We start from the raw sequence: 26,132 nt of genomic DNA on the forward strand, positions 1-26,132 counted from the left end.
CCATGGACGAACCCGTTCGACGTGAAGAGGGCGCGCGCGACGCGCTGAAGCGACGCCATGTCGACCTGCTCGTGCACGGCGGCACGGCGATGACACCCAACGGTGCCGAGCAGGTCGACGTCGCGTGCGTGGATGGCCGTGTCGTCGCGCTGGGTGCGTTGCATGGCACGTGGAGCGCCGACGTTCTCCTGGATGCCGGCGGCCTGCATGTGCTGCCGGGCGTCGTCGACAGCCAGGTGCATTTCCGCGAACCGGGCCTGACGCACAAGGAGACCATCGAGGCCGGCACGCGCGGCGCGGTGCTCGGCGGCGTCACGACGATCTTCGAGATGCCCAACACGCATCCGCTGACGCTGACCGCTCAGGATCTGCAGGCCAAGCTGGAACGCGCGCGCGGCCGCGCGTGGTGCGACTACGCGTTCTACATCGGCGGCTCGGCCGCGAACGCTGAACGGTTGCCGGCGCTTGAAGCGCTGCCGGGCTGCGCGGGCGTGAAGGTCTTCATGGGCAGTTCGTTCGGCGACCTGCTGGCCGACGACGAAGCCGTGTTGCGCCGGATCGTGCGCAACGGGCGGCGGCGCATGGCCGTGCACGCGGAGGACGAAGCGCGGCTGCGCGCACGCCGGGCGCTCGTCGAAGCAAGCGGTGACGTGCGCGACCATCCGCGCTGGCGCGATGTGCAAAGCGCGCTGGAGGCGACGCGGCGCATCGTCACGCTGGCCGCCGAGACGGGCCGCCGGCTGCATGTGCTGCACGTGTCCACCGCCGAGGAAATGGCGTTGCTCGCGCGGCACCGGCAGCGCGTGACTGTCGAGGTCACGCCGCATCACCTGAGCCTGCATGCCCCCGATTGCTACGAACGGCTCGGCACGTTCGCGCAGATGAATCCGCCGGTGCGTGAACGGCATCATCGGGACGCGCTGTGGCAGGCCGTTCGCGACGGCGTGGTCGACGTGATCGGCAGCGATCACGCGCCGCATACGCGCGACGAAAAACGCCGGCCCTATCCGCAGTCGCCGAGCGGGATGACCGGCGTGCAGACGCTGCTGCCGCTGATGCTCGATCACGTGCACGCGGGCCGCGTGAGCCTCGAACGACTGGTCGACCTGACCAGCGCCGGGCCGGCGCGCGTCTTCGGCATCGCGGGCAAAGGGCGCATTGCGGTGGGCTACGACGCCGATTTCAGCATCGTCGACCTGCGCGCGCGGCGGATCATCCGCGACGAATGGATCGCCAGCGTCAGCGGCTGGACGCCGTACGACGGGTGCGCGGTCACGGGCTGGCCCGTGCATACGGTCGTGCGCGGCCAGGTCGTGGTGCGAGACGGCGCGCTGAACGGGCAGCCGCAGGGGCAGGCCGTCACGTTCCTGGACGCCTAGATCGGCAGGCGAACCGTCTGCTTGATGCGCTTCAGCGGAATCTCGGTTTCGACGTTGCGAACGCCTTCGATCTGCGTGAGCGTTTCCATCTGGAAGCGCTGGTAGTCGTCGAGATCGCGGGCGATCACGCGCAGCAGATAGTCGTAGCTGCCGGCCATCAGGTGGCATTCGAGCACTTCGGGCGCCTGCTCCATCTCGCGCGCGAAGCGTTCGACCGTCGTCTTGTCCTGGCGCTCCAGCGTGACGCGCACGAACGCCGTGAATCGCAGGTCGACGGCGGCCGGGTTCAGCAGCGCGACATACGCGTCGATCACGCCCTGTTCCTCGAGCAGGTGAACGCGGCGCAGGCAGGGCGTGGCGGACAGTCCGGCCTGTTGCGCGAGTTCGGCATTCGTCTGGTTCGAATTCCGTTGCAACGCACGCAGAATGCGCCGGTCGATTGCATCCAGTTTGATTGACATATTTGACTACCCGAGCGGTGAATGTTAGAGAATAGCGCCAAAATCGGTAGTCGAAGTAGCCGAATACGCATCCAATCTCCATGGGAAGGCGCCGATAATCCGACGACAGGCCGGGCGATTCCCGTCCGCCGGCAATCCCGTTCAGGAGCTTTCCCATGTCGCATCTATCCTGGCTGCCGTTCATCGCAACGTCGCTGCTGATCATCGTCACACCGGGCCAGGACATGGTGCTCGTGATGTCGCGTACGCTGTCCGACGGCACGCGCGCGGGCCTCGTGACCGCCGCGGGCGTCAGCGTCGGGCTGCTCGTGCACACGATGCTCGCGACGCTCGGGCTGGGCGCGCTGCTGCAGGCGTCCGAATGGCTGTTCACGGCGCTGAAGGTGGTCGGCGCGTTGTACCTGCTGTACCTCGGCATCACGCTGTTGCGCTCGTCGGGCGAACTGACGCTCGCGAGCGGCGACGGCGCGCAGGCATCGCGGCTGCGTACGTTCGCGCAAGGCGCGCTGTCGAACGTGTCGAATCCGAAGATCGCGCTGTTCTATCTGGCGTTCCTGCCGCAGTTCGTGCCGGCGGGCGCCGCGCATCCGATGCTGTCGCTGTTCGTGCTGGGCGCGACCTTCGCGGGCCTGACGTTTCTCGTCAAGGGGCCGGTTGCGGTGTTCGCCGGCCTGCTGTCCGCATCGATTCGCCGCAACCCGCGGATATTGACGCGCATGCACCGCGTCAGCGGGGTGGTGCTGTTGGGGCTCGGGGTGAAGCTGGCGCTCGAGCGTCGCTGATGGCGGGGCGCTCGTGCACGTGTCGTCGCGCGCGTGGCCGCTTTCGAACCTGGCACCACGGAATTCGCGTCGGCCGCATTCGCGCCCTCGCCGATGGCGACCGCATTTACCGCGGAGGCCGTCGCGCGGGCGATCGCGACGCTGCCGGTCGCGGATGCCGAGCTGTCGATGCCGAGCGCAACTGCATCGGCAGCACCGGCGTTGGCCTGGAAGCCGGCGTTCGTGTGCCGCTTTCCTTCACGCTCCGTGGCGCACGCGTTATTGCGCGGGCAAAGCGTCCGCGAGCGCCCGCATTGCTTCCACCGTCTCCGGATTCGCGGGGAAAAACGCCTCGATCGCGAGTTCCGACAGCGTCACGTCGACCGGCGTGCCGAACACCGTCGTCGTGCTGAAGAACGTCAGTTCGCCGGCCGCCGTGCGCAGCCGCAACGGCACGGCGATATCCGCGAAATCGGTGCGCGCATGCGTGTCGTCGGGCTGGCCGGCCGGTGCCGGATACGCGGCGAGTTCGTCGCGTAGCGTGTGCAGCGTGCGGTCGCCGCTTGCATCGATCTGCCGCTGCAGCCGATGCAGGATGTGCGCGCGCCACTCGTGCCAGTTGACGATCTGCGACGCGAGGCCGTCCGGATGCAGGCTCAGCCGCAGCACGTTGACGGGCGGTTGCAGCAGCGACGGATCGGCCTGCGCGACCAGCGCGCCGAGCATCCGGTTCGCGGCGAGCAGTGTCCAGTGACGATCCACGGCGAGCGCCGGATAGGGCTCGTGGCCGCGCAGCACGGCTTCCACCGCATGGCGCGCGGCATCGAGCTGCGGATCCGAAAACGGCCGTTCGCGAAACAGCGGCGCGAAGCCGGCCGCGACGAGCAGCGCATTGCGTTCGCGCAGCGGCACGTCGAGACGCTCCGCGAGATGCAGCACCATCTCGCGGCTCGGCTGCGCGCGGCCCGATTCGACGAAGCTCAGGTGGCGCGCGGAAACGTCCGCGTCGAGCGCGAGCGCCATCTGGCTCAGGCGCCGGCGTTGTCGCCACGTGCGCAGCAGCGGGCCGATGCCGGACGCGCGGCCGGCTGACGGGGAGGGCGAGTGGAGGGCGGCGGTCGGGTTCATGCAGCAGATGATAGGCAATCCCGAGTGCCTTGGGCATTACCTGCGACGTAAGCATCGCGCCTCCCCGGGCGTGTCGCGGCGCTGCGTTACCATAGCCCCCGTGCCAACTGAGAGACGACGCCGGACCCGCGATTGAAAACGCAAGGGCCGACGCCGTGCATATTTACGACAAGGCATTCCAGGGGAATCCAACAATGAAAAAACTTGCCGTCCGGCTCGCCTGCATGGCGACGCTTGCATTCACCGCGATCAGCGGCCACGCGCAGACCGAAGCCGCGCAGGTGGAAATGAGGGCCGCGGCCGCCGCCGCCAACGACGCGGTCGTGAAGGGCCCGACCGACATCGATGTGAAACACGAAGCCGTGCTGAAGCTGAAAGCCGGCGAATCGTTCGTGCCGGCCGCCGAAGCCGGCCGCTACCTGCGCTCGATGGGCAACTCGATCGACGAAACCAGGCTGGTCGGCCTCGTGCTGCCCGACGATCCCGACGCCGACTGGATCTCGGTCGTGTCGTTCGAGCCGAGCGGTTATATCCGCGACGACGACGCGAAGGACTGGAAACCCGACGAGCTGCTGAAGAGCCTGCAGGCCGGCACCGAGGAAGACAACCCCGGGCGCAAGGAGCGCGGCCTGCCCGAAACCGAGGTGGTCGGCTGGGCGAAGGCGCCCGCGTACGACGCGGCCACGCACCGGCTCGTGTGGTCCGCGATCATCCGCGACAAGGGCGCGGCCCCGAACGCCGAAAACGACGGCGTGAACTACCGGACGCTCGTGCTCGGCCGCGACGGCTACCTGTCGCTGACGATGGCGTCGACGCTCGCCGATCTGCCGAAATACAAGGCGTCGGCCGACGAGCTGCTGTCGAACATCAGCTTCAACGACGGCAAGCGCTACGCCGATTTCAACAAGTCGACCGACCACGTCGCCGAGTATGGCCTCGCGGCGCTGATCGTCGGCGTCGGCGCGAAGAAGCTCGGCCTGCTCGCGTTGATCGGCGCGTTCGCGGTGAAGTTCTTCAAGGTGGGCGCGGTTGCGCTGCTGGCCGGCGGCGCCGCGCTGAAACGCTTCTTCGGGCGCAAGCCGAAACCGGCCGCGGTGCCGGCCGTCGCCGATGCGTCCGGCGCGTCCGGCATGTCCGATGCATCCGCCACGGAGCGCAAGGAATGACGAAGCTGTTGCTGCTGATCTTCGGCGGCCTCAAGCTCGGCAAGGTGCTCGTGTCGGCGGGCACCATGCTCGCGTCGATCGCGGTCTACGCGCTGTTCTACGGCTGGCGGTTCGCGGCCGGTTTCGTGGCACTCCTGCTGGTGCACGAGGCCGGCCACTACGTGGCCGCGCAGCGGCGCGGGCTCGACGTCGGGCTGCCGACCTTCATCCCGTTCGTCGGCGCGTGGATCCAGCTGAAGGAGATGCCGCACGACGCGGAAACCGAGGCGTACGTCGGGCTCGCCGGGCCGTTCGTCGGCACGCTCGGTGCGCTGGCCTGCTACGCGGCCGCGCGCCACTACGACAGCAACCTGCTGCTCGCGCTGTCGTACACGGGCTTCTTCCTGAACCTGTTCAACATGATTCCGCTGTCGCCGTTCGACGGCGGGCGGATCACCGCGGTGCTGTCGCCGCGCATCTGGTTCGCGGGCGTGCCCGTGCTGATCGCGCTGTTCGTGTATCGGCCGAGCCCGCTGCTGATCGTGATGGCGATCCTCGCGCTGCCGCAGCTCAAGCGCGCGTGGCGCTACGATCCCGACGCGCCGGAGAATCGCGTGTACTACGCGACGTCGATCGAGACGAAGACGACGTACGCGCTCTGCTACGTCGGCCTGCTCGCGTTCCTCGCGCTGATGACGTCCGGCGTGCACGACATGCTGCGCGTCGCGCATTCCGCGGCCTGATGCAAAAACGGCGGCCGCTGTTACGCGGCCGCCGTCGTTTTTCTTCCCTTTTCGCCGAATCTCACGCGTCGCGATGCCGCAGCTCGACGCGCCTGATGTCCTTCACGATCACGAGATAGCTGAACACGGTGACGAGCGCGTTCAGCCCGACGAACACGAGTGCGCCGTTGAACGAGCCGCTCGCGCCGACGAGGTAGCCGATCGCGATCGGCGCGACGATGCCGGCCGTGTTGCCGAACATGTTGAACAGGCTGCCCGACAGGCCGATCGCTTCCTTCGGCGCGGTATCCGCGACGACGGCCCAGCCGAGCGAGCCGATGCCCTTGCCGAAGAACGACACGGCCATCAGCACGATCACGAGCGCTTCGCTGTCGACGTAGTTGCAGCCGATGATGACCATCGACAGCGCCATCCCGCCGACGATCGGAATCTTGCGCGCGAGCGTGAGCGACACGCCGCGGCGGATCAGCCCGTCCGACAGCATTCCGCCGAGCACCCCGCCGAGGAACCCGCAGATCGCGGGCAGCGACGTCATGAAGCCGGCCTTCAGCAGCGACATCCCGCGCGCCTGCACGAGGTAGATCGGGAACCATGTGAGGAAGAAATAGGTGAGCACGTTCACGCAGTACTGGCCGAGATACACGCCGATCAGCATCCGGTTCGACAGCAGCTGGCGCACGTAGTACCAGCCCGCCACGCGGCGGCCTTCCGAGCGCAGGCCGTCGGTGCCGCGCACGGACGTGCGCACGAGGCCGCCGCCCTGCTCGATATGCTCGAGTTCCGCGCGGTTCACGGCCGGATGGTCGGCCGGATCCTTCACGACCCGCAGCCACAGGAACGCGAGCGCGATGCCCGCGAGGCCGAGCCACAGATACACCTGGTGCCAGCCGTACGCATGCGTGAGCCACGCCATCAGCGGCGAGAACACCACGGCCGCGAAGTATTGCGCGGCGTTGAAGATCGCGGACGCCGTGCCGCGCTCGGCGGTCGGGAACCAGCTCGCGACGACTTTCGCGTTCGCGGGAAAGGCGGGTGCCTCGGCGATGCCGACCGCGAAGCGCATCGCGAACAGCGCGGCCACCGCGAACGCGGCGCTGCCGCCGAGCCCGATCGTGCCCTGCAGCAGCGTGAACGCCGACCACAGGAAGATGCTGGCCGCATACACGCGGCGCGCGCCGAAGCGGTCGAGCAGCCAGCCGCTCGGCAGTTGCGCGAGCACGTACGCCCAGCTGAACGCCGAGAAGATATAGCCCATCGTCACCGGGTCGATGCCGAACGCCTTGCGGATCGGCGTGCCGGTGATCGACAGCGTCGCGCGATCCGCATAGTTGAGCGTCGTGACGACGAACAGCATCGCCAGGATCCAGTAGCGCACGGCGGTCCGGCGCGCGGTGCGCGCGAGGTCGAGCGGAAGATCGCGAGGGGTGGTCTGATTCGGCACTTTAATGTACGTCGTCGTATGACATGGTGCGGAGTTTATGTGGGTTGGTCGACCCCGGAAACCTCGGGTTTTCCCGTTGGGTACGACGCAAAACGTCCACCATTTGGGCATGGGCCGAATAAATAAGGGATTCGCGCATTGTGTGGCAAGATCGACGACCCGCGTGAATCGCAAAATCATGTCGGCAGACATCGTATCTGTTGGGCTACAATGAGCCCATCATTCCCGAACCACGGAGCACACCCATGCAACTGACAGGAGAGATGCTGATCGGCGCCGAAGCGGTCGCCGGCTCGGCCGGTACCTTGCGCGCGTTCGACCCGTCGAAGGGCGCGCCGATCGATGCGCCGGCATTCGGCGTCGCGGCGCAGGCCGACATCGAGCGTGCATGCGAACTCGCACGCGACGCGTTCGACGCGTACCGCGCGCAGCCACTCGCGGCCCGCGCGGCGTTTCTCGACGCGATCGCGGATGAAATCGTCGCGCTCGGCGACGCGCTGATCGAGCGCGCGCACGCTGAAACGGGCCTGCCCGTCGCGCGGCTGCAGGGTGAGCGCGGCCGCACCGTCGGCCAGCTCCGGCTGTTCGCGCGTGTCGTGCGCGACGGCCGCTTCCTCGCCGCGTCGATCGATCCCGCGCAGCCTGCCCGCACGCCGCTGCCGCGCTCGGACCTGCGGCTGCAGAAAGTCGGGCTCGGGCCCGTCGTCGTGTTCGGTGCGAGCAATTTCCCGCTCGCGTTTTCGGTGGCCGGCGGCGATACGGCGTCGGCGCTCGCGGCCGGCTGCCCGGTGATCGTGAAGGCGCACGAGGCGCACCTCGGCACGTCCGAACTGGTCGGCCGCGCGATTCGCGCCGCCGTCGCGAAAACCGGGATGCCGGCCGGCGTGTTCTCGCTGCTGATCGGCCCCGGCCGCGTGATCGGCGCGGCGCTCGTCGGCCATCCGGCGGTCCAGGCCGTCGGCTTCACGGGGTCGCGGCAGGGCGGCATGGCGCTCGTGCAGATCGCGAATGCCCGCCCGCAGCCGATTCCCGTCTACGCGGAAATGAGCAGCATCAACCCCGTCGTGCTGTTCCCTGCGGCGCTCGCCGCGCGCGGCGATGCGATCGCGACGGGTTTCGTCGATTCGCTGACGCTCGGCGTCGGCCAGTTCTGTACCAATCCGGGCCTCGTGCTCGCGATCGACGGCCCCGAGCTCGACCGCTTCGAATCCGTTGCCGCGCAGGCGCTCGCGAAGAAGCCGGCCGGCGTGATGCTCACGCCCGGGATCGCCGATGCGTATCGCCATGGCCGCGGCAAGCTGGCCGAACTGCCGGGCGTGCGCGAAATCGGCGTGGGCGAGGCCGCGCAGACCGACTGCCAGGCCGGCGGCGCGTTGTACGAAGTCGGTGCGCAGGCGTTCCTGGCCGAGCCGGCGTTCAGCCACGAAGTGTTCGGCCCGGCGTCGCTGATCGTGCGCTGCCGCGATCTCGACGAAGTCGCGCGCGTGCTCGACGCGCTCGAGGGCCAGCTCACGGCGACGCTGCAGATGGACGCCGACGACAAGCCGCTGGCCCGCCGGCTGCTGCCGATCCTCGAACGCAAGGCCGGGCGCCTGCTCGTGAACGGTTACCCGACCGGCGTCGAGGTGTGTGACGCGATGGTGCACGGCGGGCCGTTCCCCGCGACGTCGAACCCGTCCGTCACGTCGGTCGGCGCGACGGCGATCGAGCGTTTCCTGCGCCCGGTGTGCTACCAGGATTTCCCGGACGATCTGCTGCCGGAAGGGCTGCAGGAGAAGAATCCGCTCGCGATTCCGCGGCTGCGGGACGGGAAGGCGGAGTGACGGGCGGCGACGATTGAGCGTGTGATTTCCGGCGGCCAGTGCGTCGGGGTCGGTGCCGGCACGCGGAAACCAAAAGGCGGATGTGGCCGGTGGGCCGCGTCCGCCTTTTTTGCATGGCGGGTTTCGGTGCTGATGGGTTTGTTCGAAGTGTCGACAAGAATCATGTCGGGGCAGCATGGAAGTCGGCGGTCGGAGCAGCGGCCTCGGGGTACGTGACTGCCGTGGATCTTGCCGTCTTCCCCGTCCCCCGGTTTTCTCCTACAGTAGCGAAGCCTCGGGCCGGCCGGCCCGCAGGCAAGCCTGAGAGACCGACAAAAGACAACGAGGGAACCCCCGATGAACATCAACAAGCGTGGCGATCACCTGTTCGCGGCCGGATTGTGGAAAGCGATCGGCGACGTCGCGAAATCCGTGCGCACCCAGGTCGGCCAGTACAGCGAAGGGCGCGTGCTCGCGAATGCGCTGCTGGAATTCCAGCGCGACCTGGGCGGCAGCGAATTCGACGTGACGATCAACCAGGGGCGCGTCGTCACGGGCGCCGACGCGCATTCGCTCGTGTTCGGGCAAGCCGTGCGCCGTTTCCGGCAGGACATGGAAGCGCTGGTGTTCGCGCTCCAGTACCGGCGCGGCATCGACGAACGCGACCCGGGCCTGCGCACCGAAGCACTGCTGCAGGCGAACAGCCAGCTCGCGACCGCGAAGCAGTCGGCGACGATCACGGTCGGCCGGTTCTTCGATGCGGTCGTCGACCGCGACGTGCTCGGGCAGATCCTCGACGGCGAATCGAATGCACGCGCGCGGGCCGGGACGCAGGGGCAGATCGAGGCGACGCGGGTCAGGCTCGCGAACGTGCGCCACCGGATCGTCGGAATCATCGCGCAGATGTGACGCGGCCGGCCGGCTTGCGAGGCGGGTTGGCGTCACGCGAAGCGTCGCGCCGGAGGCGGCACTCGTCGCGGCGGATGCGGGCGCGGATACTGCTGCGGACGGTCGCGATACCGTCGAACCGGCACGCGACGCGACAACCGGCCTGCGGCGCCGATCAAGGCGCCGCGCAGGCCGTACCCGCTTACTGCGAGCCCATCTTCTTGATCAGCACGTCGAGTTCGGCCGCTTCGGCCTCGGTGAGGTCGACGAGCGGCGCCCGCACGGGGCCCGCGTCGTGGCCGACGAGCTTCGCGCCCGCCTTCACGATGCTGACCGCATAACCCGCGCGGCGGTTGCGGATCTTCAGGTACGGCAGGAAGAACGTGTCGAGCAGGCGGCCGACCGTTGCGTGGTCGTCCTTCGCGATCGCCTCGTAGAACTCCATCGCCGTCTTCGGGATGAAGTTGAACACGGCCGACGAATACACCGGCACGCCGAGCGCCTTGTACGCGGCGGCATAGACTTCGGCCGTCGGCAGGCCGCCGAGATACGCGAAGCGGTCGCCGAGGCGGCGGCGGATCGTCACCATGCTTTCGATTTCGCCGACGCCGTCCTTGAAGCCGATCAGGTTCGGGCAACGATCGGCGAGGCGCTCGAGCATGTCGGCGTTCAGCTTCGAATTCGCACGGTTGTACACCACGACGCCGATCTTCAGTGCGCGGCACACCTGCTCGACATGCTCGGCGATCCCTTCCTGGCTGGCTTCGGTCAGGTAATGCGGCATCAGCAGCACGCCGCTCGCGCCGAGGCGCTCGGCCTCCTGTGCATATTCGATCGCGACGCGCGTCGCGCCGCCCGCGCCGGCGAGGATCGGCACCTTGCCCTTGCAGGTTTCCGTCGCGACGCGGATCACGTCCGAATACTCGCGCTGCGTGAGCGAGAAGAATTCACCGGTGCCGCCGGCCGCGAACAGCGCGCTCGCACCGTACGGCGCGAGCCATTCCAGGCGCTCGGCATAGGTGGACGGGCGGAAGCTGCCGTCGGCGTCGAAGTCCGTCAGCGGAAAGGACAGCAGGCCGTGGGAGATGATCTGTTTGAGTTCTTGCGGTGAAGTCATGGTTGGGTCGTCCGTCTAGCGCGAGTGCTGGTTCGTCGGGAACGGCATACGAGCCAAATTGGCGATGTCGTTGTATGTCATCGTACAACGAGGGAAAGGACCACGCAAGCGGTTTGCTGGCGGGTAAATGATAGGGTCTTTCCGGATAAGGGTTTACGCAGCATCGCCGGCCAGAGTTGAATGTCGTATGATGACTAACGATATGGCCGACAGCCTCCAGGATTTCCGATGACTGCTTCCCCGCTCTACATCCGTGTGCATCCGGACGACAACGTCGCGATCGTCGTCAACGACGGCGGCCTGCCCGAGGGCGCGACGTTCGCCGACGGGCTGACGCTGCGCGAAGGCGTGCCGCAGGGGCACAAGGTCGCGCTGGTCGATCTCGCGGCCGGCGACCCGATCGTCCGCTACAACGTGGTGATCGGTTATGCGCTGGCCGAGCTGCGACGCGGCAGCTGGGTCAACGAGCGCACGATGCGCATGCCCGAGCCGCCGGGGCTGGACAACCTGCCGCTCGCGACGCGTGCCGCGCCGCCGCTGCCGCCGCTCGAAGGCTATACGTTCGAGGGCTTCCGCAATGCCGACGGCTCGGTCGGCACGCGCAACATCCTCGCGATCACGACGACCGTGCAGTGCGTGTCGGGCGTCGTCGAGCATGCGGTGCGGCGGATCAAGGCCGAGCTGCTGCCGCGCTACCCGAACGTCGACGACGTGGTCGGGCTCGAGCACACGTACGGCTGCGGCGTCGCGATCGACGCGCCCGACGCCGACATCCCGATCCGCACGCTGCGCAACATCAGCCTGAATCCGAACTTCGGCGGCGAGGTGATGACCGTGAGCCTCGGCTGCGAGAAGCTTCAGCCCGAGCGCCTGCTGCCGCCCGGCGCGATTCCGGTGGCGGCCGACGGCGACAACGGCGGTGTCGTGTGCCTGCAGGACGCCGCGCACGTCGGCTTCAACTCGATGATCGACTCGATCATGAAGATGGCCGAATCGCATCTCGAGCGGCTGAACCGCCGCCGCCGCGAGACGTGCCCCGCGTCGGATCTCGTCGTCGGCGTGCAGTGCGGCGGCAGCGACGCGTTCTCGGGGCTCACCGCGAATCCGGCCGTCGGCTTCGCGGCCGACCTGCTGGTGCGCGCGGGCGCGACGATCATGTTCTCCGAGGTGACGGAAGTGCGTGACGGTGTCGCGCAGCTCACGTCGCGTGCGGCGAACGAGGACGTTGCGCGCGAGATCATTCGCGAGATGGACTGGTACGACCGTTACCTGCAGCGCGGCCGCGTCGACCGCAGCGCGAACACGACGCCCGGCAACAAGAAGGGCGGCCTCTCGAACATCGTCGAGAAGGCGATGGGCTCGATCGTGAAGTCGGGCAGCGCGCCGATCGCCGGTGTCGTGCGTCCCGGCGATCGCGCGAAGCAGAAGGGGCTGCTTTATGCGGCGACGCCCGCGAGCGACTTCATCTGCGGCACGCTGCAGCTCGCGGCCGGGATGAACCTGCACGTTTTCACGACCGGCCGCGGCACGCCGTACGGACTCGCACAGGTGCCGGTGATCAAGGTCGCGACGCGCAGCGATCTCGCGCGCCGCTGGCACGACCTGATGGATCTCGACGCGGGGCGGATCGCGACCGGCGCGGCGACGATCGAGGACACCGGCTGGGAACTGTTCCGGCTGATGCTCGACGTCGCGAGCGGCAAGCGCCGCACGTGGGCCGAGCAGTGGAAGCTCGCGAATGCGCTGACGCTGTTCAATCCGGCGCCGGTGACCTGACGCGCGAGGCCGATGCCGCCGGACGATGCGGGCGCCCGACGGCGCCCGTTTTCATTGCGGCGATCGTTATGCGATGTCGATCGGCAGCGACAGCCCGACCTTGACGCGCGACATCACGACCATCGTTTCGAAGTGACGAATGTTGTGGTGCTGCCGGAATACGCGCGTGGAAAACTCCTCGTAGTGGTCGATGTCGCGCATCGCGATCATCAGCACGAAATCGGCGCGCCCCGTCACCACATAACACTGCATGACTTCCGGCAGCGACTTCAGGAACCGCTTGAATTCGTCGAGCAGGTCGACCCGTTCGCGCTCGACCTGCACGAGGACGAGCATCGTCAACGGGAGGCCGACCTTGGTCGGATCGACGACGGAAACGTCCTGCTGGATATAGCGCTCGTCGCGCAGCCGCTTCACGCGGCGCAGGCATGCGGGCGGGCTCAGGCCGATCTCGGCGGCGAGCGCCTGGTTGGTGATCTGGTTGTCGTGCTGGAGGCGGGCGAGGATCCGCAGGTCGAAATCGTCGAGCGGTGTGGCGGCGGGATTCATCGGATTTCCTTCGGAGAGAAAAAACGAAACAAACTCGCGAATGATGCCGCCCGATGTTTATCGGATTTCGCGACGGCTGCCGATAATCGTAGCACCCGTCAACGATGAAGCTGCGAGGAAAACATCATGCGTTTCCGACATCTGCTGCTGGTGCCGCTCGTGCTGCTGGTGCCACTTGTGTCGCTTGTACCGGCCGTTCCCGCGTTCGGCGCGGATACGGTCGTCGTGGGTTTTGCCGGCGCGCTCACGGGTGCGCAGGCGCATTTCGGCGAGGACAGCGCGCGCGGCATTCGGCTCGCGATCGACGAAATCAACGCGGCGCATCCAGGCGTCGCCGGGCATCCGGTCACGTTCGTACTCGACGCGCAGGACGACCAGGCCGACCCGAAGGTCGCGACGACGGTCGCGCAGCGCTTCGTCGATACGCACGTCAGCGCCGTGATCGGCCACCAGAATTCGGGGACGTCGATCGCCGTCGCGCGGCTCTACGCGACGGCGAACATCGCGGAGCTGACGCCGTCGGCCACCAATCCGGCGTTCACGCGTCTCGGCTATCGCACCACGTTCCGGATGCTCGCGAACGACGACTTTCTCGGGCAGGCAGTCGCGCGCTATGCGGTCGAGCAGTTGCACGCGCGCCGCATCGGTGTCGTCGACGATCGCACGGCCTACGGGCAGGGCATCGCGGACGTGTTCGCCGGCGGGCTCGGGAACACGGGCGCCGCCGTGGTCGCACGCGAATACACGACCGACAAGGCGTTCGACTTCGGCGCGCCGCTGACGCTGATCAAGGGCCGTGCGCCCGACGCGATCTTCTTCGGCGGCATGGACACGCAGGGCGGGCCGATGCTCAGGCAGATGAAGAAGCTGCGGATTGCCGTGCCGCTGCTGGGCGGCGACGGTCTGTGCACGCACGAGATCCTGAACCTGGCCGGCGATGCGCTCGACGGCAACCTCGTGTGCGCGGACGGCGGCCGAAGCCTCGCGAAGATGCCGGGCGGCCCCGCGTTCGCGGCGCGCTTCACGCGGAAGTACGGCGCCCCCGTGCAGCTCTACGCACCGTACGCCTACGACGCGATGATGGCCGTCTACCACGCGGTGATGCTCGCGCAGTCCACTGATCCGGCAAAGATCGTCGACGCGCTGCATCGCGTCGACTTCCAGGGCGTGACCGGCCGGATCGCGTTCGACGCGAACGGCGAGCTGCGCAATCCGGCGGCAACGATTTCGACGTTCAAGGGAGGCAACAAGGTGACTTTGTCGGAGGTAGTGAAATGAATACGCGGATTCTTCCGGTGGGCACCGCATCGCTGCGCGACGTCGCGCGGCCGGTCGGCGACGTTACCGATCCCGCCGTACGCGAAGCCGCCGGCGCACTGCGCGCCGCGCTGCGCGCGTTTCGCGACGAACACGGTTTCGGCCGCGCGGTCGCCGCGCCGCAGATCGGCGTCGGGCAACGGATGATCGCGCTCGCGCTGGACGGCTGGCCCGACGTGATCGTGAACCCCGAAATCGTGTGGCGCAGCGACGCGCGGATGACGCTGTGGGACGACTGCATGTGCTTTCCCGACCTGTTCGTGCGTGTCGAGCGCCACGCGTCGGTGAGCGTGCACTACACGACGCTCGACGGCGAGCTGCATCGGCGCGACGCGCTGTCGCCCGATGTGTCGGAGCTGATGCAGCACGAGATCGACCATCTCGACGGCAAGCTGTCGTTCGATCGCGCGGCGGGGCCGAATGCGGTCGTGCATCGCAGCGTGTTCGACGCCGATCGCGCGTCGTTTGTCGCGCAGGTCGACTACGCGCCGCACGCGCCCAACGTGAAACGTTCGGCGCCGGAGCGCATTCAGTCCGCCGAAGCATCCGCGTATCCGCCGGGCGCCGCGTACATGAATGGCCGCTTCATTCCGATCGCCGACGCGCGCGTGTCGGTGCTCGACTGGGGTTTCCTGCATTCCGACGTCACGTACGACACCGTGCACGTGTGGAACGGCCGCTTCTTCCGCCTCGACCGGCACATCGCGCGGTTCAGGCGCTCGCTGGCGAGGCTGCGGCTGGACGTGCCGTTGGGCGACGACGCGTTGCGCGACATCCTCGTCGAATGTGTGCGCCGCTCGGGCCTGCGCAACGCGTACGTCGAAATGCTGTGCACGCGCGGCGTATCGCCCACCTTCAGCCGCGACCCGCGCGACGCGGTGAACCAGTTCATCGCGTTCGCGGTGCCGTACGGCTCGGTCGCGAACGAGCGGCAGTTGCGCGAGGGCCTGCACCTGCATCTGGTCGACGACGTGCGGCGGATTCCGCCCGAATCGGTCGATCCGCAGATCAAGAACTACCACTGGCTCGACCTCGTCGCCGGGCTGCTGAAGGGGTATGACGCGGGTGCGGAGTCGGTCGTGCTGAAGTGCACGGACGGCAGCATCGCCGAAGGGCCCGGGTTCAACGTCTTCATCGTGCGCGACGGCCGGCTTCGGACGCCCGAGCGCGGCGTGCTGCACGGCATCACGCGGCAGACCGTGTTCGAGCTGGCGGCGTCGATGGGCATCGACGCGCAGGCCGGCCGCGTCGACGATGCGCAACTGCGCGAAGCCGACGAGGTGTTCATCACGTCGACGGCCGGCGGGATCATGCCCGTCACGCGGCTGAACGGCGCACCGATCGGCGACGGCCGGCCGGGCCCGATGATGCGCCGGCTGTTCGACGCGTACTGGGCGAAGCACGAGGATCCGGCGTGGAGCCTGGCGGTCGACTACGCGGCCAACTACGCGGCCAACTACGCGGCCAACTACGCGGCCGGCTGATCGCGGCGGCGCGGGCGCGATTTCCTTACCTCGTACGTAATCGACCGCCCGCGCGAGGCCGGCGACGATGACGGCACGCGAATACGAAACACGCAACGTTCGCGACCTCGTCCCCTCATCGACACAAGGAGCCTCGCCATGAACACCGCTCAATCCGCTTCGTCCGCCTCGTCCATTCACGCCGACCTGATCGACCGCTACTTCGACGCCTGGAACGAACCCGACGTCGCGCGCCGCCGCGCGCTGATCGATGCGACCTACGCGAGCGACGCGGCCTATCGCGATCCGTTGATGGCCGGCGACGGCCACGCGGGCATCGACGCGATGATCGCGGCCGTGCAGGCGCGTTTCCCCGCGTTCCGCTTTCGCCGCACGACCGACGTCGACGCGTTCGGCCAGCACCTGCGGTTCTCGTGGGCGCTCGTGTCGCCCGACGGCGCGGCGATCGTGAAGGGTTCGGACTTCGGCACGGTCGACGCGTCGGGCCGCCTCGCGACGGTCACCGGTTTCATCGACGAGATGCCGGCCGCGGCGCCGTGACGCGAGCGATGCATGCGCAACGGCCACCGGGATCGGGTAACGTTATGCGATTCGTTCCTGATCCCGGAGACTAGCCGACATGCTGAAGAATCTCGACCCGCTGCTGCACGCCGACATCCTGCACACGCTGCGTGCGATGGGGCACGGTGACGAAATCGCGATCTGCGACGCCAATTTCCCGGCGGAATCCGTCGCGGAGCACACGGTGGTCGGCCGCGCGTTGCGCATCGACGGCGCCGATTCGGCGCGCGTCGTGCGCGCGGTGCTGTCCGTGCTGCCGCTCGACACGTTCGTCGACACACCCGCATGGCGGATGGAAGTCGTCGGCGACGCAGCCGCGGTGCCGCCCGTGCAGCGCGAGGTGCAGGCCGAGATCGACCGCGCGGAAGGGCGCGCGGTGCCGCTCGCGGGCATCGACCGTTTCGCGTTCTACGAGCGTGCGCAGCAGGCCTACGCGGTGATCGTCACCGGCGAACTGCGCGGCTATGGCTGCTTCATCTTCAAGAAAGGCGTGTTGTTGAGCGACGCGGGCTAAACGCGTTTTTCAGTGCGTCGAGCCGCCGGCGCGGCCGCCGCAGTGTAAAGATTTGCTACAACCTTTTTCTTGGACACGGCGAAAAGACCCTCTATGCTGGCCCATTTGCCGCGCCCCCTCCCGGGCCGCGCGGCGTCGAACCGCCCGGGCGCGCCCGGGGCAAGCGGCCGAATTGCATACGAGGAGAGAGGCATGACGCGTACCGTCGATTCCGGCGTCATTTTTTTCGCACGCCTGGCGCTGGCGGCGTTGTTCTTGTGGGGCGGCATCATGAAGCTGCTCGGCTACAGCGATTTCATCGCGTATCTGCACGGAATGAACGTGCCCTATCAACAGGTCGTCGCGCCGATCGTCGTCGCGATCGAGGGGCTCGGCGGCCTGCTGCTGATCGTCGGCTACAAGGTGCGGCCGCTCGCGCTGCTGATGGCGGTGTACACGATCGCGACCGCGATGGTCGGGCACAATTTCTGGGACGCGACGAGCGCCGCCGTCCAGCACGACATGGTGATTCACTTCTGGAAGAACGTCGCGATCGCCGGCGGGTTCCTGCTGCTGTTCGTCACCGGCGCCGGCGGCGCGAGTATCGACGCGCTGCGCCGGCCGAGTTCGTCGTACGGCGTGCTGCGTTGAACCGGGCCGACTCGCGCCGCCAGGCCGAGGCAAGGCAAAAGGGCCGAATCCCGCACGCCGCGGGATTCGGCCCTTCGTTCATCAAGCGGGCGCCGACGTTCAGTGCGTGCCCTTCACATCCTTCACGTCCTTCGCATCCTTCGAGAACTGCACGGCGATCGCGCCGAGCACGCAGATCGCCGCGACGTACACGACCGGCGCGAGCGGATTCGATTTCATCATCAGCGACACGATCACCGGCGTGAGGCCGCCGAAGATCGCATACGCGACGTTGTACGAGAACGAGATGCCCGAGAAGCGCACGACGGCCGGGAAGCTCTTGACCATCACGAACGGCACCGCGCCGATCGTGCCGACCATGAAGCCCGCGATCCCGTAGTAGAGCGGCAGCGTCGACGCATCGGCCGCGACCTGCACGAACAGCAGGTAGTAGCACGCGGCCAGCCCGATGCCGCCGATGCCGAGCACGCGCTTCGCGCCGATCCAGCCCGCGAGCGAACCCGCGGTGATGCAGCCGGCGGTCAGGCACAGCGTTGCGACGCTGTTCGCGAACAGCGTCGTCGCGGGCGTCAGGTGGAACTGCTTCTGCAGCAGCGCGGGCGTCATCAGGATCACGACGACGATCGCGGCCGACAGCATCCACGTGAGCAGCATCGACACGATCACCGCGCGGCCGTGGTCGCGCAGCACGGCCTTCAGCGGAATCTCGGCCGCGAGCGCCTTCTTCGCCTTCATTTCGGCGAACACCGGCGTTTCATGCAGCCAGCGGCGCAGGTACACGGAGAACAGGCCGAACACGCCGCCGAGCAGGAACGGGATGCGCCATGCGAACGCGGCGACTTCGGCGGTCGAGTAACGGCTGTTGATGCCGGCGGCGACGAGCGAGCCGAGCAGGATGCCGGCCGTCAGGCCTGCGGTCAGCGTGCCGCATGCATAGCCGATATGACGCGACGGCACGTGCTCGGACACGAACACCCACGCGCCCGGCACCTCGCCGCCGACCGCCGCGCCTTGCAGCACGCGGAACAGCAGCAGCAACACCGGCGCGAGGATGCCGATCGTGTCGTAGGTCGGCAGCAGGCCCATCAGCAGCGTCGGCACGGACATCATCAGCACGCTCAGCGTGAACATCCGCTTGCGGCCGAACAGGTCGCCGAAGTGCGCCATGATCACGCCGCCGAGCGGACGCGCGAGATAGCCGGCCGCGAAGATGCCGAACGTCTGCAACTGGCGCAGCCAGTCGGGAATGTCGTGCGGGAAGAACAGTTGCCCAATCGCCGGCGCGAAGAACACGAAGATGATGAAGTCGTAGAACTCGAGGGCGCCGCCGAGTGCGGCAAGGCCAAGGGTCTTGTAGTCGCTGCGCGTGAGCGCGCGTTCGGCGGCGCGAGGCACGCCGCTCAATTCGGAAGCTTGCATGGTCAGGACGATCGGTTTTCGAATGTTGTTGTCGGTGCTGCGTCTCCAGGGCCCGCTATCGGCATGGACTGACAAGGCGCGGCTTGCATCGTCGAAGCGTGTCGTGTGCCGGGTGAGGCGCGCAACACTCGCCGCCGCACCGGGATGGGGCACGGCAGGGACGAAGCGTCAAAGCGGGTGGGAGGATTCTACAGGAGCGCGAAATGCGTGCGCGGGTGGGCGACGGGGAAGGCTTCGGAGCGTGCGGGCGGGGCCGGGGCAAAAGCGCGCGCGGCGCGGGCGGCCGGTGAGCCGCCGACGCGCCGCGCGGGGCCGGGTTGCGTATCAGTTGCCGGCGATCGTATCGACCGGCTTGAACGTGCCGCGCTCGACCTTGTAGATCGTCACCGGCGCATCCTTCAGGTCGCCTTTCGCGTCGTACGCGATGCTCGGGGCCGACACGCCCTTGACCGACACCTTGCCGAGATACGGCGTGTACACCTTCGGGTCGGTCGAGTTCGCGTCCTTCATCGCGGTGAGCAGCGCGATCGTGCCGTCGTACGAGTACGGCGAGTAGGTGATCACGTCTTCGTTGAAGCGCGCCTTGTAGCGTGCCGCGTAGCCGGCGAAGCCCGGCATCTTCTCCTTCGGCAGCCCGCCCATGTAGACGATCGCGCCTTCGGCCGCGTCGCCGCCGACCTTCAGGAACGTCGGCGAGCGCGACATCTCGCCCGTCACGAACGCCGACTTCATCCCGAGCTGGCGCATCTTGCGGATCATCGGCGACGATTGCGCGTCGCCGCCGCCGTAGAAGATCGCGTCCGGGTTCATCCCCTTGAGGTTGGTCAGGATCGCGGAGAAATCGAGCGCCTTGTCGTTCGTGAAGTCGCGCTTGATGATCGTGCCGCCCGCCGCCTCGACGGCTTTCGCGAATTCGTCGGCGATGCCCTGGCCGTAGGCCGTGCGGTCGTCGATGATCGCGATGCGCTTGAAGCGCAGCGTCTTCACCGCGTACGTGCCGACGATGCGGCCCGCTTGAGCATCGCTCGTCAGCAGCCGGTAGGTCGTCTTGTAGCCGCGTGCGGTGTATTGCGGCGACGTGGCCATCGAGATCTGCGGCAGCCCCGCGCGATCGTACAGGTCGGACGCGGGAATGCTCGTGCCCGAGTTGAAGTGCCCGATGATCCCGCGGACGTTGTCGTCGATCAGCCGCTGAGCGACGGTCGTGCCCGTGCGCGGGTCGGCCTGGTCGTCCTGCGAATCGAGCTGGAACGTGACGGGCTTGCCGCCGATCGTCGGACGCGTCGCGTTGAAATCGGCGATCGCGAGCTGCACGCCCTTCTGCATGTCCGTGCCGTAGTTCGACTGCGGGCCGGTCAGCGGTGCGGCGAAACCGATCTTGACGACGTCGGCGGCAATGGCGTGCGCGCCCGACAGTGCGCAGGCAGCGGCCAGCGCGACGTGCGATACCTTCAGCTTCACTTTCACTTCCCCTTGATGGCGTGGTTGGGCCGCCGCCGGCTGGCGGGCCGGCACCGGTAAACCGGGCGAGACGGTTCGGTCGGCAGGCCGATGCGAGGGCCGTGCGTGCGTGCCGCGTGCTGCCCGGGCTGTGCCGGAATCGGCGCGTGTGGTGGCCGATGCCGCAGGCCCTGCACGCCGGTCGCTGCCGCGGCGGAAGGTCGTCTCGTGACCGTGAAGCGAAGTCTAGACAGCGAAAATGCGTGCGTCTTGCGCGTTCGGTGCGCGACCGGCGACGATATCGGCATATCGTCGATAACCCTGATATATGCCGAAATCGTCATGCCGAATGCGCAAACGCGCCAAGACGCTGTACGGTTGCATTTTTATGCTGGCGAGTTCGAGCACGCCGTGCCGGTGCGCCGGTGAGCCTGTGCGCTCACGGCAGGTCGGCATCGTCGCATGCGGATTTGCGGCCGGCCGCTGCATGCGCGGCGCAGTGGTTGTACACGCAACATATGTTGCGTGTCGAAGCCGGTCGGCCGACGGCGCGACGTGACGGCTGCCGCCAGCTTGCCCGCCCTTGCGATCGGCGCGACGCGATCGGAGGGGCGCTTCTATAATCGACGCCATCTGCCACTCGCATTGCGGTTGCCGGGATGACGACCTTGCCAGCCGTACCGCCCATGAGCCTGTCCGATACGTTGCGCCACCAGCCCGACAACGCCGATCTCGGCGCGATGCTCGCGCACTTCCGCCTGCTCGAACCGGTGTTCGATGCGCTGCCGGACGTCGCGTTCTTCGTGAAGGACGCGAACGGCCGCTACGCGCTCGTCAACCGCACGCTGGCGATGCGCTGCGGCTACAAGGACAAGCGTGACCTGCTCGGCAAGACGGCCGACGAAGTGTTTCCGCGCCGCTTCGGCCGCAGCTATTTCGAGCAGGACATGGCGACGATCAACGCTGGCCAGCAACTGATGGACCAGCTTGAGCTGCACCTGTATCCGGGCCGCCAGCCGGGCTGGTGCCTGACCTGCAAGGAGCCGCTGCGCGATGCCGCAGGCAGGGTGGTCGGCCTCGCGGGCATCTCGCGCGACCTGAAGGCGCACGAGGGATCGCACCCGGCGTACAGCCGGCTCGCCGACGTGGTCCAGCACATCCAGGATCACTACGTACAGCCGCTGAACCTGAAGCAGCTCGCGCAGATGGCCGGGATGTCGGTCGCTCAGCTCGAGCGCTACTTCCACAAGGTGTTCCACCTGACGCCGCGCCAGGTGCTGCTGAAGACGCGGCTGGATGCGGCCACCGCGCTGCTCGTCACGCACGACAAGGTGACCGACGTCGCGGCGCTATGCGGCTATACGGATCACAGCGCGTTCACGCGCCAGTTCAAGGCGACGGTCGGCGTGACGCCGACGGAATACCGGTTGATGCTGCAGGAGCGGGCGGGGTGACGCGACACGTCGAACGGGTCGGCGAGTCGCAGGGATCGGGCTATACGGGGAAACGGTGAAGCGGTGAAAACCGCGGCTCAGCGGTAGCCGAGCCCTTTCAGGACGGCGGTGCCGTTTTCGGTCAGCCGGAAGCTGGGGGCCGTATCGGCGTCGAGCTTGACCATCTCGACGAGGCCGGCTTCCTGCAGCGCAGGCAGTTCGGGTTTGGCGTTCGCGCCGATCGGTGCGTGCAGCAGCACGAGCAGCGTCGCGATTTCATGATGACTGAGCAGGCGGCGCAGCATCGTCTTCTTTGCAGGGGGCGCGGCCGGGCGGCCCGCGGGTGCTTCTACGGCGCTCATCGCTTTCCTCCTTTTCGAGATAACTATCGGGTACTGGTTGCGGATGGTGCCGTCGAAGACTTAAGCGATTCTTAAAACCGCGGCCGAGGACCGGATGCTGCGCTGCGGTACGGGTTACCGGATGTAACGTGAGACGGGCGCGGTTCCCGGCCCGATCGCGGCAAGCCGCGTGGGCGGGTGCGCTGCCGCGCGATTCACCGCGATGGTGCGCGCGGGATGCGGCCCTTTGAATCGACCGCGGGGCCGCGAATGTGATTCGGCCCCGAAATCCAGGTTCGTCTCTTTCTCTTATTTCCTGTGCTGCGCCTGCGCGGCCAGGCGCACGGCTGCGTTTGCCGCCCCGTAGCCGTCGTATCCGCCGCGCCGCTCGACGATCTCGAGCGAGAAGCGGTTGTCGACCAGTTCTGTATACGCGTGCAGGAATTCGCCGCCGTGCTCGTCGCGGTCGTACAGCAGGTGATGCGTGCTCAGCGTGTCGATCAACTCGTCCGGCAGCGCGTAGCGTGCGGCGAGATCGTCGTAGTAGTTCGGCGGAATGCGCAGGAACGGAATGCCGTCGGCCGCGAACGCGGCGATCGTCTTCACGATGTCGTCCGTGCGGAACGCGACGTGGTTCAGCCCCGTGCCGTGGTAGCGGTCGAGCGATTCGGCGACCGCCGTGTGCCGGTCGACCGACGCGTTCAGCGCGATCCGCACCGAACCGTCGGCGCTGCGCACGGCGCGGCTGCGCATCAGCCCGTACGGGTCGGGCACGAGCCAGCTGCGCTCGGCCTCGAAGCCGAATGCCGTCTTGAAGAACAGGATCCACGTATCGAGTGCGTCGGCCGGCAGTGCCAGGCACACGTGATCGATACCCGTCAGCGGGCCGACCTCGCTCGGGCCGTCGATGTCGGTCAGCACGAAGTCCGATTCATACAGCGTCGGCGCGTTCGGCGCTTCGTCGACGAAATACTCGAGGCTGCCGTCCGGCGCCTGCACGCTCGGCAGCACGCGTTCGTTCGGCCCGACGCGGCCGGAGAACGGCGCATAGCCGAAACCGGCCGCACGCTCGAACGCCACTTTCGCGTCGTCGACGCGGAATGCCGAAGCGCACAGCGACAGCCCGTGCTGCTGGAAGAACGCATCGGCGAACGAGTCGCGTTCCGCGTTCAGCACGATCGACGCGGCGCCGTGCTGGAACAGCGTCACGTCCTTCGACCGATGCCGGCCCGCGAGCCGGAAGCGCATCCGGCCGAGCCATTCGCCGACGGTTGCCGCGGCCTGTGCGTCGACCGCGAATTCGATGAACTGGAACCCGACGTGCGCGGGCGGCGCCGGCGGCGCGAACAGCGGCTGGCTGGCGGCCGGCGCGCGGCCGTCCCGCGCGAGCTGCTCGCGTGTCAGTTCTTCCAGGTAGAGCAGCGAGCGATGGCCGTCGGCGGCCGTGATCGCGGTCGGCGCCGCGCGGAAGCCGTCGTTGAAGATCTCGAGCGACAGCGGCCCCGTGTAGCCCGATTCGATCACGCGCGCGGTGAAGCGCGCGAGGTCGAAGTCACCCTGGCCCGGGAACGAGCGGAAGTGGCGGCTCCATTCGAGTACGTCCATCGCGAGCTTCGGCGCATCGGCGATCTGCACGAACGCGATCCGGTCGCCGGGGATGTCGGCGATCGCGTCCGGAGAATCGTCGAGCGACAGCGTATGGAAGCTGTCGAGCGCGAGGCCGAGGTGCGGGCTGTTCACGGCATTCACGAGTTTCCACGCATGGCCGTACCGCTTCACGACTCGGCCCCACGCGAGCGCTTCGTACGCGGCGACCACGCCGGCTTGCCGCGCGGCTTCCGCGAGCGCGCCGAGCTGGTCGACGAGCAGCCCGTCGTCGGCGCTCGTGTCGGCCGACACGTTGCTGCACACCAGGATGCGGTCGGTGCCGAGCGCATGCATGACGTCGAACTTGCGCTTGATGCGATCGAGGTTGCGGGCGAGCTGGGCTGCGCTCACGCCCTCGAAGTCACGAAACGGCTGGAACAGCACGATGTCGAGGCCGAGATCGGCGGCCATGCGCCGGACGTCGGCCGGCGATCCGTCGAAGTAGACGAGGTCGTTTTCGAAGATTTCGACGCCGTCGAAGCCGGCGGCCTTGATGGCGGCGAGCTTCCCGGCGAGCGTGCCGGACAGTGACACGGTGGCGATCGAGCGCTGCATGGGCGAATCCTGCGGATGAGCGGGGCACGGCGCCGATCGAATCGACCCTGAATGAACCAGTCGTTGAATTAACGACGAACGCCATATCCCGAATTTACTGGGTTAGTGCTGCGTATTGTACAAACTAACTAGGTGGTACAAATTAGCGAAAACCCGAAAAGACATTGCGCTTTCGCAAGCGCACACTAGCGCCAAATCTTGACGTCAGGGGGCAACGTCGGCTAGCGATGCGCCCCCGTTTTAGGAGCAGAAACACCATGAGCAAGCCCAAGGTGCTGGTGCTGAACGGCCCGAACCTGAATCTGCTGGGGACGCGCGAGCCCCATATCTACGGCGCGGAAACGCTCGCCGACGTCGAGCAGCGCTGCCGAACGGCCGCTGAAGCGCTCGGGCTGGAAATCGACTTCCGCCAGTCGAACGCCGAGCATCAGTTGATCGACTGGCTGCACGCCGCGCGTCACGACACGCACGGCATCGTGATCAACCCGGCTGCCTATACGCATACGTCGGTGGCGCTGGCCGACGCGCTTTCCGCGATCGCGAAACCGGTGATCGAAGTTCATATCTCGAACGTGCATCGTCGCGAGGCGTTCCGTCACCATTCCTATGTGTCGGCGATTGCCGAAGCCGTGATCTGCGGCTGCGGCACCGAAGGCTACGTGTTCGCGCTGCAGCGTCTGGCGACGCTGTTCGCGCAGGGAGCCGCACGATGAGCCGCCCGTCGTTTCTGATCGGCCTGATCGGCCAGGGCATCGGCGGTTCGCTGTCGCCTGCGATGCACGAGGAAGAAGGTTTCCGCCAGGGGTTCGGCTATGTCTACCGGCGGATCGACCTCGACGTGCTCGGCGTGACCGTCGACGCACTGCCGCAACTGCTCGATGCCGCACAGCGGATGGGCTACAACGGCCTGAACATCACGCACCCGTGCAAGCAGCGCGTGATCGAGCACCTCGACGCGCTGTCGGACGATGCGCGTGCGCTCGGCGCGGTGAACACCGTGTTGTTCAAGGACGGCAAGCGGATCGGCCACAACACCGACTGGTCGGGCTTCGCGAAATCGTTCCGCCGCGGGTTGCCCGACGCGTCGCTCGAACGCGTCGTCCAGCTCGGCGCGGGCGGCGCGGGCGCGGCCGTGGCGCACGCCGCGCTGCAGATGGGCGCGGCCGAACTGACGATTTTCGATGTCGACGGCACGCGCGCCGCCGCCCTCGTGGCTGAACTGCAGCAACGCTTCCCCGCGGCACGGGTTGTACAGGGCGGCGATCTCGCGGACGCGATGCGCGCCGCGACGGGCCTGATCCACGCGACGCCGACAGGCATGGCCAAGCATCCGGGCCTGCCGCTGCCGGCCGAGCTGCTCCACGCGGGCATGTGGGTGGCCGACATCGTGTATTTCCCGCTCGAAACCGAACTGGTCCGCGCCGCGCGCGCGGCCGGCTGCGCGACGCTGCCGGGAGGCGGGATGGCCGTGTACCAGGCCGTCGATGCGTTCGAGATCTTCACCGGACGAGCGCCGGACGACGAACGGATGTTCGAACACTTTCAGTCGCTGGTCGCACGCTGACCCTTCTACCGACTAGCTGAAAAAAGAGATCAGGAGA

The 26,132-nt window shown here is 67.5% G+C and carries 24 protein-coding genes and 1 pseudogene; 15 read left to right on the forward strand and 10 right to left on the reverse strand.

The window, feature by feature from the left end; genetic code table 11:
- The first annotated feature begins 2 nt into the window (after nt 1–2).
- Complete coding sequence (locus E9536_RS16805; protein ID WP_136470208.1) at nt 3–1,379, forward strand: dihydroorotase; 1,377 nt, start codon at nt 3–5, stop codon at nt 1,377–1,379.
- Here the strand turns inward: E9536_RS16805 and E9536_RS16810 are convergent.
- Nucleotides 1,376–1,840, reverse strand: a complete 465-nt coding sequence (locus E9536_RS16810; RefSeq protein WP_042974902.1) for an Lrp/AsnC family transcriptional regulator — start codon at nt 1,838–1,840, stop codon at nt 1,376–1,378. The genes E9536_RS16805 and E9536_RS16810 overlap by 4 nt on opposite strands.
- Before the next feature lie 155 nt (nt 1,841–1,995).
- Between E9536_RS16810 and E9536_RS16815 the strand changes: the two genes are divergently transcribed.
- A complete protein-coding gene (locus E9536_RS16815) occupies nt 1,996–2,622 on the forward strand; it encodes a LysE family translocator (protein ID WP_060083753.1) in 627 nt (208 codons plus the stop codon).
- Nucleotides 2,623–2,682: 60 nt separating this feature from the next.
- Here E9536_RS16815 and E9536_RS42650 read toward each other — a convergent pair.
- Both E9536_RS42650 and E9536_RS16825 read right to left on the reverse strand, forming a co-directional pair.
- Nucleotides 2,683–2,936 (reverse strand): annotated as a pseudogene (locus E9536_RS42650) (hypothetical protein); the annotation flags it as partial.
- Nucleotides 2,881–3,729, reverse strand: a complete 849-nt coding sequence (locus tag E9536_RS16825) for a helix-turn-helix transcriptional regulator (protein ID WP_060173954.1) — start codon at nt 3,727–3,729, stop codon at nt 2,881–2,883. The gene E9536_RS16825 and the pseudogene E9536_RS42650, both read right to left, overlap by 56 nt.
- A gap of 194 nt (nt 3,730–3,923) precedes the next feature.
- On the opposite strand from E9536_RS16825, the gene E9536_RS16830 reads away from it, so the two are divergent.
- Nucleotides 3,924–4,895: a DUF2167 domain-containing protein gene (locus E9536_RS16830; RefSeq protein WP_060205795.1), complete on the forward strand. Its 972-nt coding sequence runs from the start codon at nt 3,924–3,926 to the stop codon at nt 4,893–4,895.
- Nucleotides 4,892–5,617 carry a site-2 protease family protein gene (locus tag E9536_RS16835; protein WP_021159298.1) on the forward strand — a complete coding sequence of 242 codons (726 nt, stop codon included), beginning with the start codon at nt 4,892–4,894 and terminating at the stop codon, nt 5,615–5,617. Before E9536_RS16830 ends, E9536_RS16835 begins: the two co-directional genes overlap by 4 nt.
- A gap of 61 nt (nt 5,618–5,678) precedes the next feature.
- On the opposite strand, the gene E9536_RS16840 is transcribed toward E9536_RS16835, so the two are convergent.
- Complete coding sequence (locus E9536_RS16840; RefSeq protein WP_124532394.1) at nt 5,679–7,058, reverse strand: MFS transporter; 1,380 nt, start codon at nt 7,056–7,058, stop codon at nt 5,679–5,681.
- Nucleotides 7,059–7,303: 245 nt separating this feature from the next.
- On the opposite strand from E9536_RS16840, the gene E9536_RS16845 reads away from it, so the two are divergent.
- Both E9536_RS16845 and E9536_RS16850 read left to right on the forward strand, forming a co-directional pair.
- A complete protein-coding gene (locus tag E9536_RS16845) occupies nt 7,304–8,881 on the forward strand; it encodes an aldehyde dehydrogenase (NADP(+)) (RefSeq protein ID WP_124532396.1) in 1,578 nt (525 codons plus the stop codon).
- Between the two features lie 336 nt (nt 8,882–9,217).
- Entirely contained in the window at nt 9,218–9,769 is a 552-nt protein-coding gene (locus E9536_RS16850) for a hypothetical protein (RefSeq protein ID WP_021159300.1), read from the forward strand.
- Nucleotides 9,770–9,950: 181 nt separating this feature from the next.
- Here the strand turns inward: E9536_RS16850 and kdgD are convergent, their stop codons facing one another.
- On the reverse strand, nt 9,951–10,865 hold the full coding sequence (kdgD, locus tag E9536_RS16855) for a 5-dehydro-4-deoxyglucarate dehydratase (RefSeq protein WP_136470209.1): 915 nt from the start codon (nt 10,863–10,865) through the stop codon (nt 9,951–9,953).
- Between the two features lie 228 nt (nt 10,866–11,093).
- Between kdgD and garD the strand changes: the two genes are divergently transcribed.
- Nucleotides 11,094–12,641 (forward strand): galactarate dehydratase, encoded by a 1,548-nt coding sequence (gene garD / locus E9536_RS16860; protein ID WP_136470210.1) that lies wholly within the window; start codon nt 11,094–11,096, stop codon nt 12,639–12,641.
- A 66-nt stretch (nt 12,642–12,707) separates the two neighbouring features.
- Here garD and E9536_RS16865 read toward each other — a convergent pair whose 3' ends face one another.
- The gene (locus tag E9536_RS16865) at nt 12,708–13,190 is read right to left on the reverse strand and encodes an Lrp/AsnC family transcriptional regulator (RefSeq protein ID WP_027790502.1); all 483 of its coding nucleotides are present in this window, start codon (nt 13,188–13,190) and stop codon (nt 12,708–12,710) included.
- A gap of 126 nt (nt 13,191–13,316) precedes the next feature.
- On the opposite strand from E9536_RS16865, the gene E9536_RS16870 reads away from it, so the two are divergent.
- From E9536_RS16870 to E9536_RS16890, 5 genes are all read left to right on the forward strand, one after another.
- Nucleotides 13,317–14,468, forward strand: a complete 1,152-nt coding sequence (locus E9536_RS16870; RefSeq protein ID WP_136470211.1) for a branched-chain amino acid ABC transporter substrate-binding protein — start codon at nt 13,317–13,319, stop codon at nt 14,466–14,468.
- Nucleotides 14,465–15,991 (forward strand): aminotransferase class IV, encoded by a 1,527-nt coding sequence (locus E9536_RS16875; protein ID WP_136470212.1) that lies wholly within the window; start codon nt 14,465–14,467, stop codon nt 15,989–15,991. The genes E9536_RS16870 and E9536_RS16875 overlap by 4 nt, the downstream gene beginning before the upstream one ends.
- A 138-nt stretch (nt 15,992–16,129) precedes the next feature.
- Nucleotides 16,130–16,531, forward strand: coding sequence for a nuclear transport factor 2 family protein (locus tag E9536_RS16880; protein ID WP_060083747.1), 402 nt, complete (start codon nt 16,130–16,132; stop codon nt 16,529–16,531).
- 79 nt (nt 16,532–16,610) lie between these two features.
- A complete protein-coding gene (locus tag E9536_RS16885) occupies nt 16,611–17,066 on the forward strand; it encodes an RbsD/FucU family protein (protein ID WP_021159305.1) in 456 nt (151 codons plus the stop codon).
- 192 nt (nt 17,067–17,258) lie between these two features.
- Nucleotides 17,259–17,696, forward strand: a complete 438-nt coding sequence (locus E9536_RS16890; RefSeq protein ID WP_021159306.1) for a DoxX family protein — start codon at nt 17,259–17,261, stop codon at nt 17,694–17,696.
- 99 nt (nt 17,697–17,795) lie between these two features.
- On the opposite strand, the gene E9536_RS16895 is transcribed toward E9536_RS16890, so the two are convergent.
- Both E9536_RS16895 and E9536_RS16900 read right to left on the reverse strand, forming a co-directional pair.
- The gene (locus E9536_RS16895; protein WP_027790506.1) at nt 17,796–19,115 is read right to left on the reverse strand and encodes an MFS transporter; all 1,320 of its coding nucleotides are present in this window, start codon (nt 19,113–19,115) and stop codon (nt 17,796–17,798) included.
- A gap of 324 nt (nt 19,116–19,439) precedes the next feature.
- Nucleotides 19,440–20,576, reverse strand: coding sequence for a branched-chain amino acid ABC transporter substrate-binding protein (locus E9536_RS16900; RefSeq protein WP_021159308.1), 1,137 nt, complete (start codon nt 20,574–20,576; stop codon nt 19,440–19,442).
- Nucleotides 20,577–21,214: 638 nt separating this feature from the next.
- Between E9536_RS16900 and E9536_RS16910 the strand changes: the two genes are divergently transcribed.
- Nucleotides 21,215–22,009 (forward strand): AraC family transcriptional regulator, encoded by a 795-nt coding sequence (locus tag E9536_RS16910; protein WP_021159310.1) that lies wholly within the window; start codon nt 21,215–21,217, stop codon nt 22,007–22,009.
- A 77-nt stretch (nt 22,010–22,086) separates the two neighbouring features.
- Here E9536_RS16910 and E9536_RS16915 read toward each other — a convergent pair whose 3' ends face one another.
- The gene (locus tag E9536_RS16915) at nt 22,087–22,350 is read right to left on the reverse strand and encodes a hypothetical protein (RefSeq protein ID WP_021159311.1); all 264 of its coding nucleotides are present in this window, start codon (nt 22,348–22,350) and stop codon (nt 22,087–22,089) included.
- Between the two features lie 288 nt (nt 22,351–22,638).
- Nucleotides 22,639–24,531 (reverse strand): sugar phosphate isomerase/epimerase and 4-hydroxyphenylpyruvate domain-containing protein, encoded by a 1,893-nt coding sequence (locus E9536_RS16920; RefSeq protein ID WP_059695348.1) that lies wholly within the window; start codon nt 24,529–24,531, stop codon nt 22,639–22,641.
- A gap of 257 nt (nt 24,532–24,788) precedes the next feature.
- Between E9536_RS16920 and aroQ the strand changes: the two genes are divergently transcribed.
- Together aroQ and E9536_RS16930 are read left to right on the forward strand one after the other, a co-directional pair.
- Nucleotides 24,789–25,244 (forward strand): type II 3-dehydroquinate dehydratase, encoded by a 456-nt coding sequence (aroQ, locus tag E9536_RS16925; RefSeq protein WP_059695347.1) that lies wholly within the window; start codon nt 24,789–24,791, stop codon nt 25,242–25,244.
- Complete coding sequence (locus tag E9536_RS16930; RefSeq protein WP_136470214.1) at nt 25,241–26,095, forward strand: shikimate dehydrogenase; 855 nt, start codon at nt 25,241–25,243, stop codon at nt 26,093–26,095. The genes aroQ and E9536_RS16930 overlap by 4 nt, the downstream gene beginning before the upstream one ends.
- Nucleotides 26,096–26,132 lie beyond the last annotated feature (37 nt).

It is taken from the genome of Burkholderia sp. LS-044, assembly GCF_004803625.1.
GTDB lineage: Bacteria > Pseudomonadota > Gammaproteobacteria > Burkholderiales > Burkholderiaceae > Burkholderia > Burkholderia cepacia.

Excerpts from the sequence above, each read along its gene's own strand:
- E9536_RS16805 (WP_136470208.1), top strand. The coding sequence starts at position 3 with ATGGACGAACCCGTTCGACGTGAAGAGGGCGCGCGCGACGCGCTGAAG.
- E9536_RS16810 (WP_042974902.1), bottom strand. The coding sequence starts at position 1,840 with ATGTCAATCAAACTGGATGCAATCGACCGGCGCATTCTGCGTGCGTTG.
- E9536_RS16815 (WP_060083753.1), top strand. The coding sequence starts at position 1,996 with ATGTCGCATCTATCCTGGCTGCCGTTCATCGCAACGTCGCTGCTGATC.
- E9536_RS16825 (WP_060173954.1), bottom strand. The coding sequence starts at position 3,729 with ATGAACCCGACCGCCGCCCTCCACTCGCCCTCCCCGTCAGCCGGCCGC.
- E9536_RS16830 (WP_060205795.1), top strand. The coding sequence starts at position 3,924 with ATGAAAAAACTTGCCGTCCGGCTCGCCTGCATGGCGACGCTTGCATTC.
- E9536_RS16835 (WP_021159298.1), top strand. The coding sequence starts at position 4,892 with ATGACGAAGCTGTTGCTGCTGATCTTCGGCGGCCTCAAGCTCGGCAAG.
- E9536_RS16845 (WP_124532396.1), top strand. The coding sequence starts at position 7,304 with ATGCAACTGACAGGAGAGATGCTGATCGGCGCCGAAGCGGTCGCCGGC.
- E9536_RS16850 (WP_021159300.1), top strand. The coding sequence starts at position 9,218 with ATGAACATCAACAAGCGTGGCGATCACCTGTTCGCGGCCGGATTGTGG.
- kdgD (WP_136470209.1), bottom strand. The coding sequence starts at position 10,865 with ATGACTTCACCGCAAGAACTCAAACAGATCATCTCCCACGGCCTGCTG.
- garD (WP_136470210.1), top strand. The coding sequence starts at position 11,094 with ATGACTGCTTCCCCGCTCTACATCCGTGTGCATCCGGACGACAACGTC.
- E9536_RS16865 (WP_027790502.1), bottom strand. The coding sequence starts at position 13,190 with ATGAATCCCGCCGCCACACCGCTCGACGATTTCGACCTGCGGATCCTC.
- E9536_RS16870 (WP_136470211.1), top strand. The coding sequence starts at position 13,317 with ATGCGTTTCCGACATCTGCTGCTGGTGCCGCTCGTGCTGCTGGTGCCA.
- E9536_RS16875 (WP_136470212.1), top strand. The coding sequence starts at position 14,465 with ATGAATACGCGGATTCTTCCGGTGGGCACCGCATCGCTGCGCGACGTC.
- E9536_RS16880 (WP_060083747.1), top strand. The coding sequence starts at position 16,130 with ATGAACACCGCTCAATCCGCTTCGTCCGCCTCGTCCATTCACGCCGAC.
- E9536_RS16885 (WP_021159305.1), top strand. The coding sequence starts at position 16,611 with ATGCTGAAGAATCTCGACCCGCTGCTGCACGCCGACATCCTGCACACG.
- E9536_RS16890 (WP_021159306.1), top strand. The coding sequence starts at position 17,259 with ATGACGCGTACCGTCGATTCCGGCGTCATTTTTTTCGCACGCCTGGCG.
- E9536_RS16895 (WP_027790506.1), bottom strand. The coding sequence starts at position 19,115 with ATGCAAGCTTCCGAATTGAGCGGCGTGCCTCGCGCCGCCGAACGCGCG.
- E9536_RS16910 (WP_021159310.1), top strand. The coding sequence starts at position 21,215 with ATGACGACCTTGCCAGCCGTACCGCCCATGAGCCTGTCCGATACGTTG.
- E9536_RS16915 (WP_021159311.1), bottom strand. The coding sequence starts at position 22,350 with ATGAGCGCCGTAGAAGCACCCGCGGGCCGCCCGGCCGCGCCCCCTGCA.
- E9536_RS16920 (WP_059695348.1), bottom strand. The coding sequence starts at position 24,531 with ATGCAGCGCTCGATCGCCACCGTGTCACTGTCCGGCACGCTCGCCGGG.
- aroQ (WP_059695347.1), top strand. The coding sequence starts at position 24,789 with ATGAGCAAGCCCAAGGTGCTGGTGCTGAACGGCCCGAACCTGAATCTG.
- E9536_RS16930 (WP_136470214.1), top strand. The coding sequence starts at position 25,241 with ATGAGCCGCCCGTCGTTTCTGATCGGCCTGATCGGCCAGGGCATCGGC.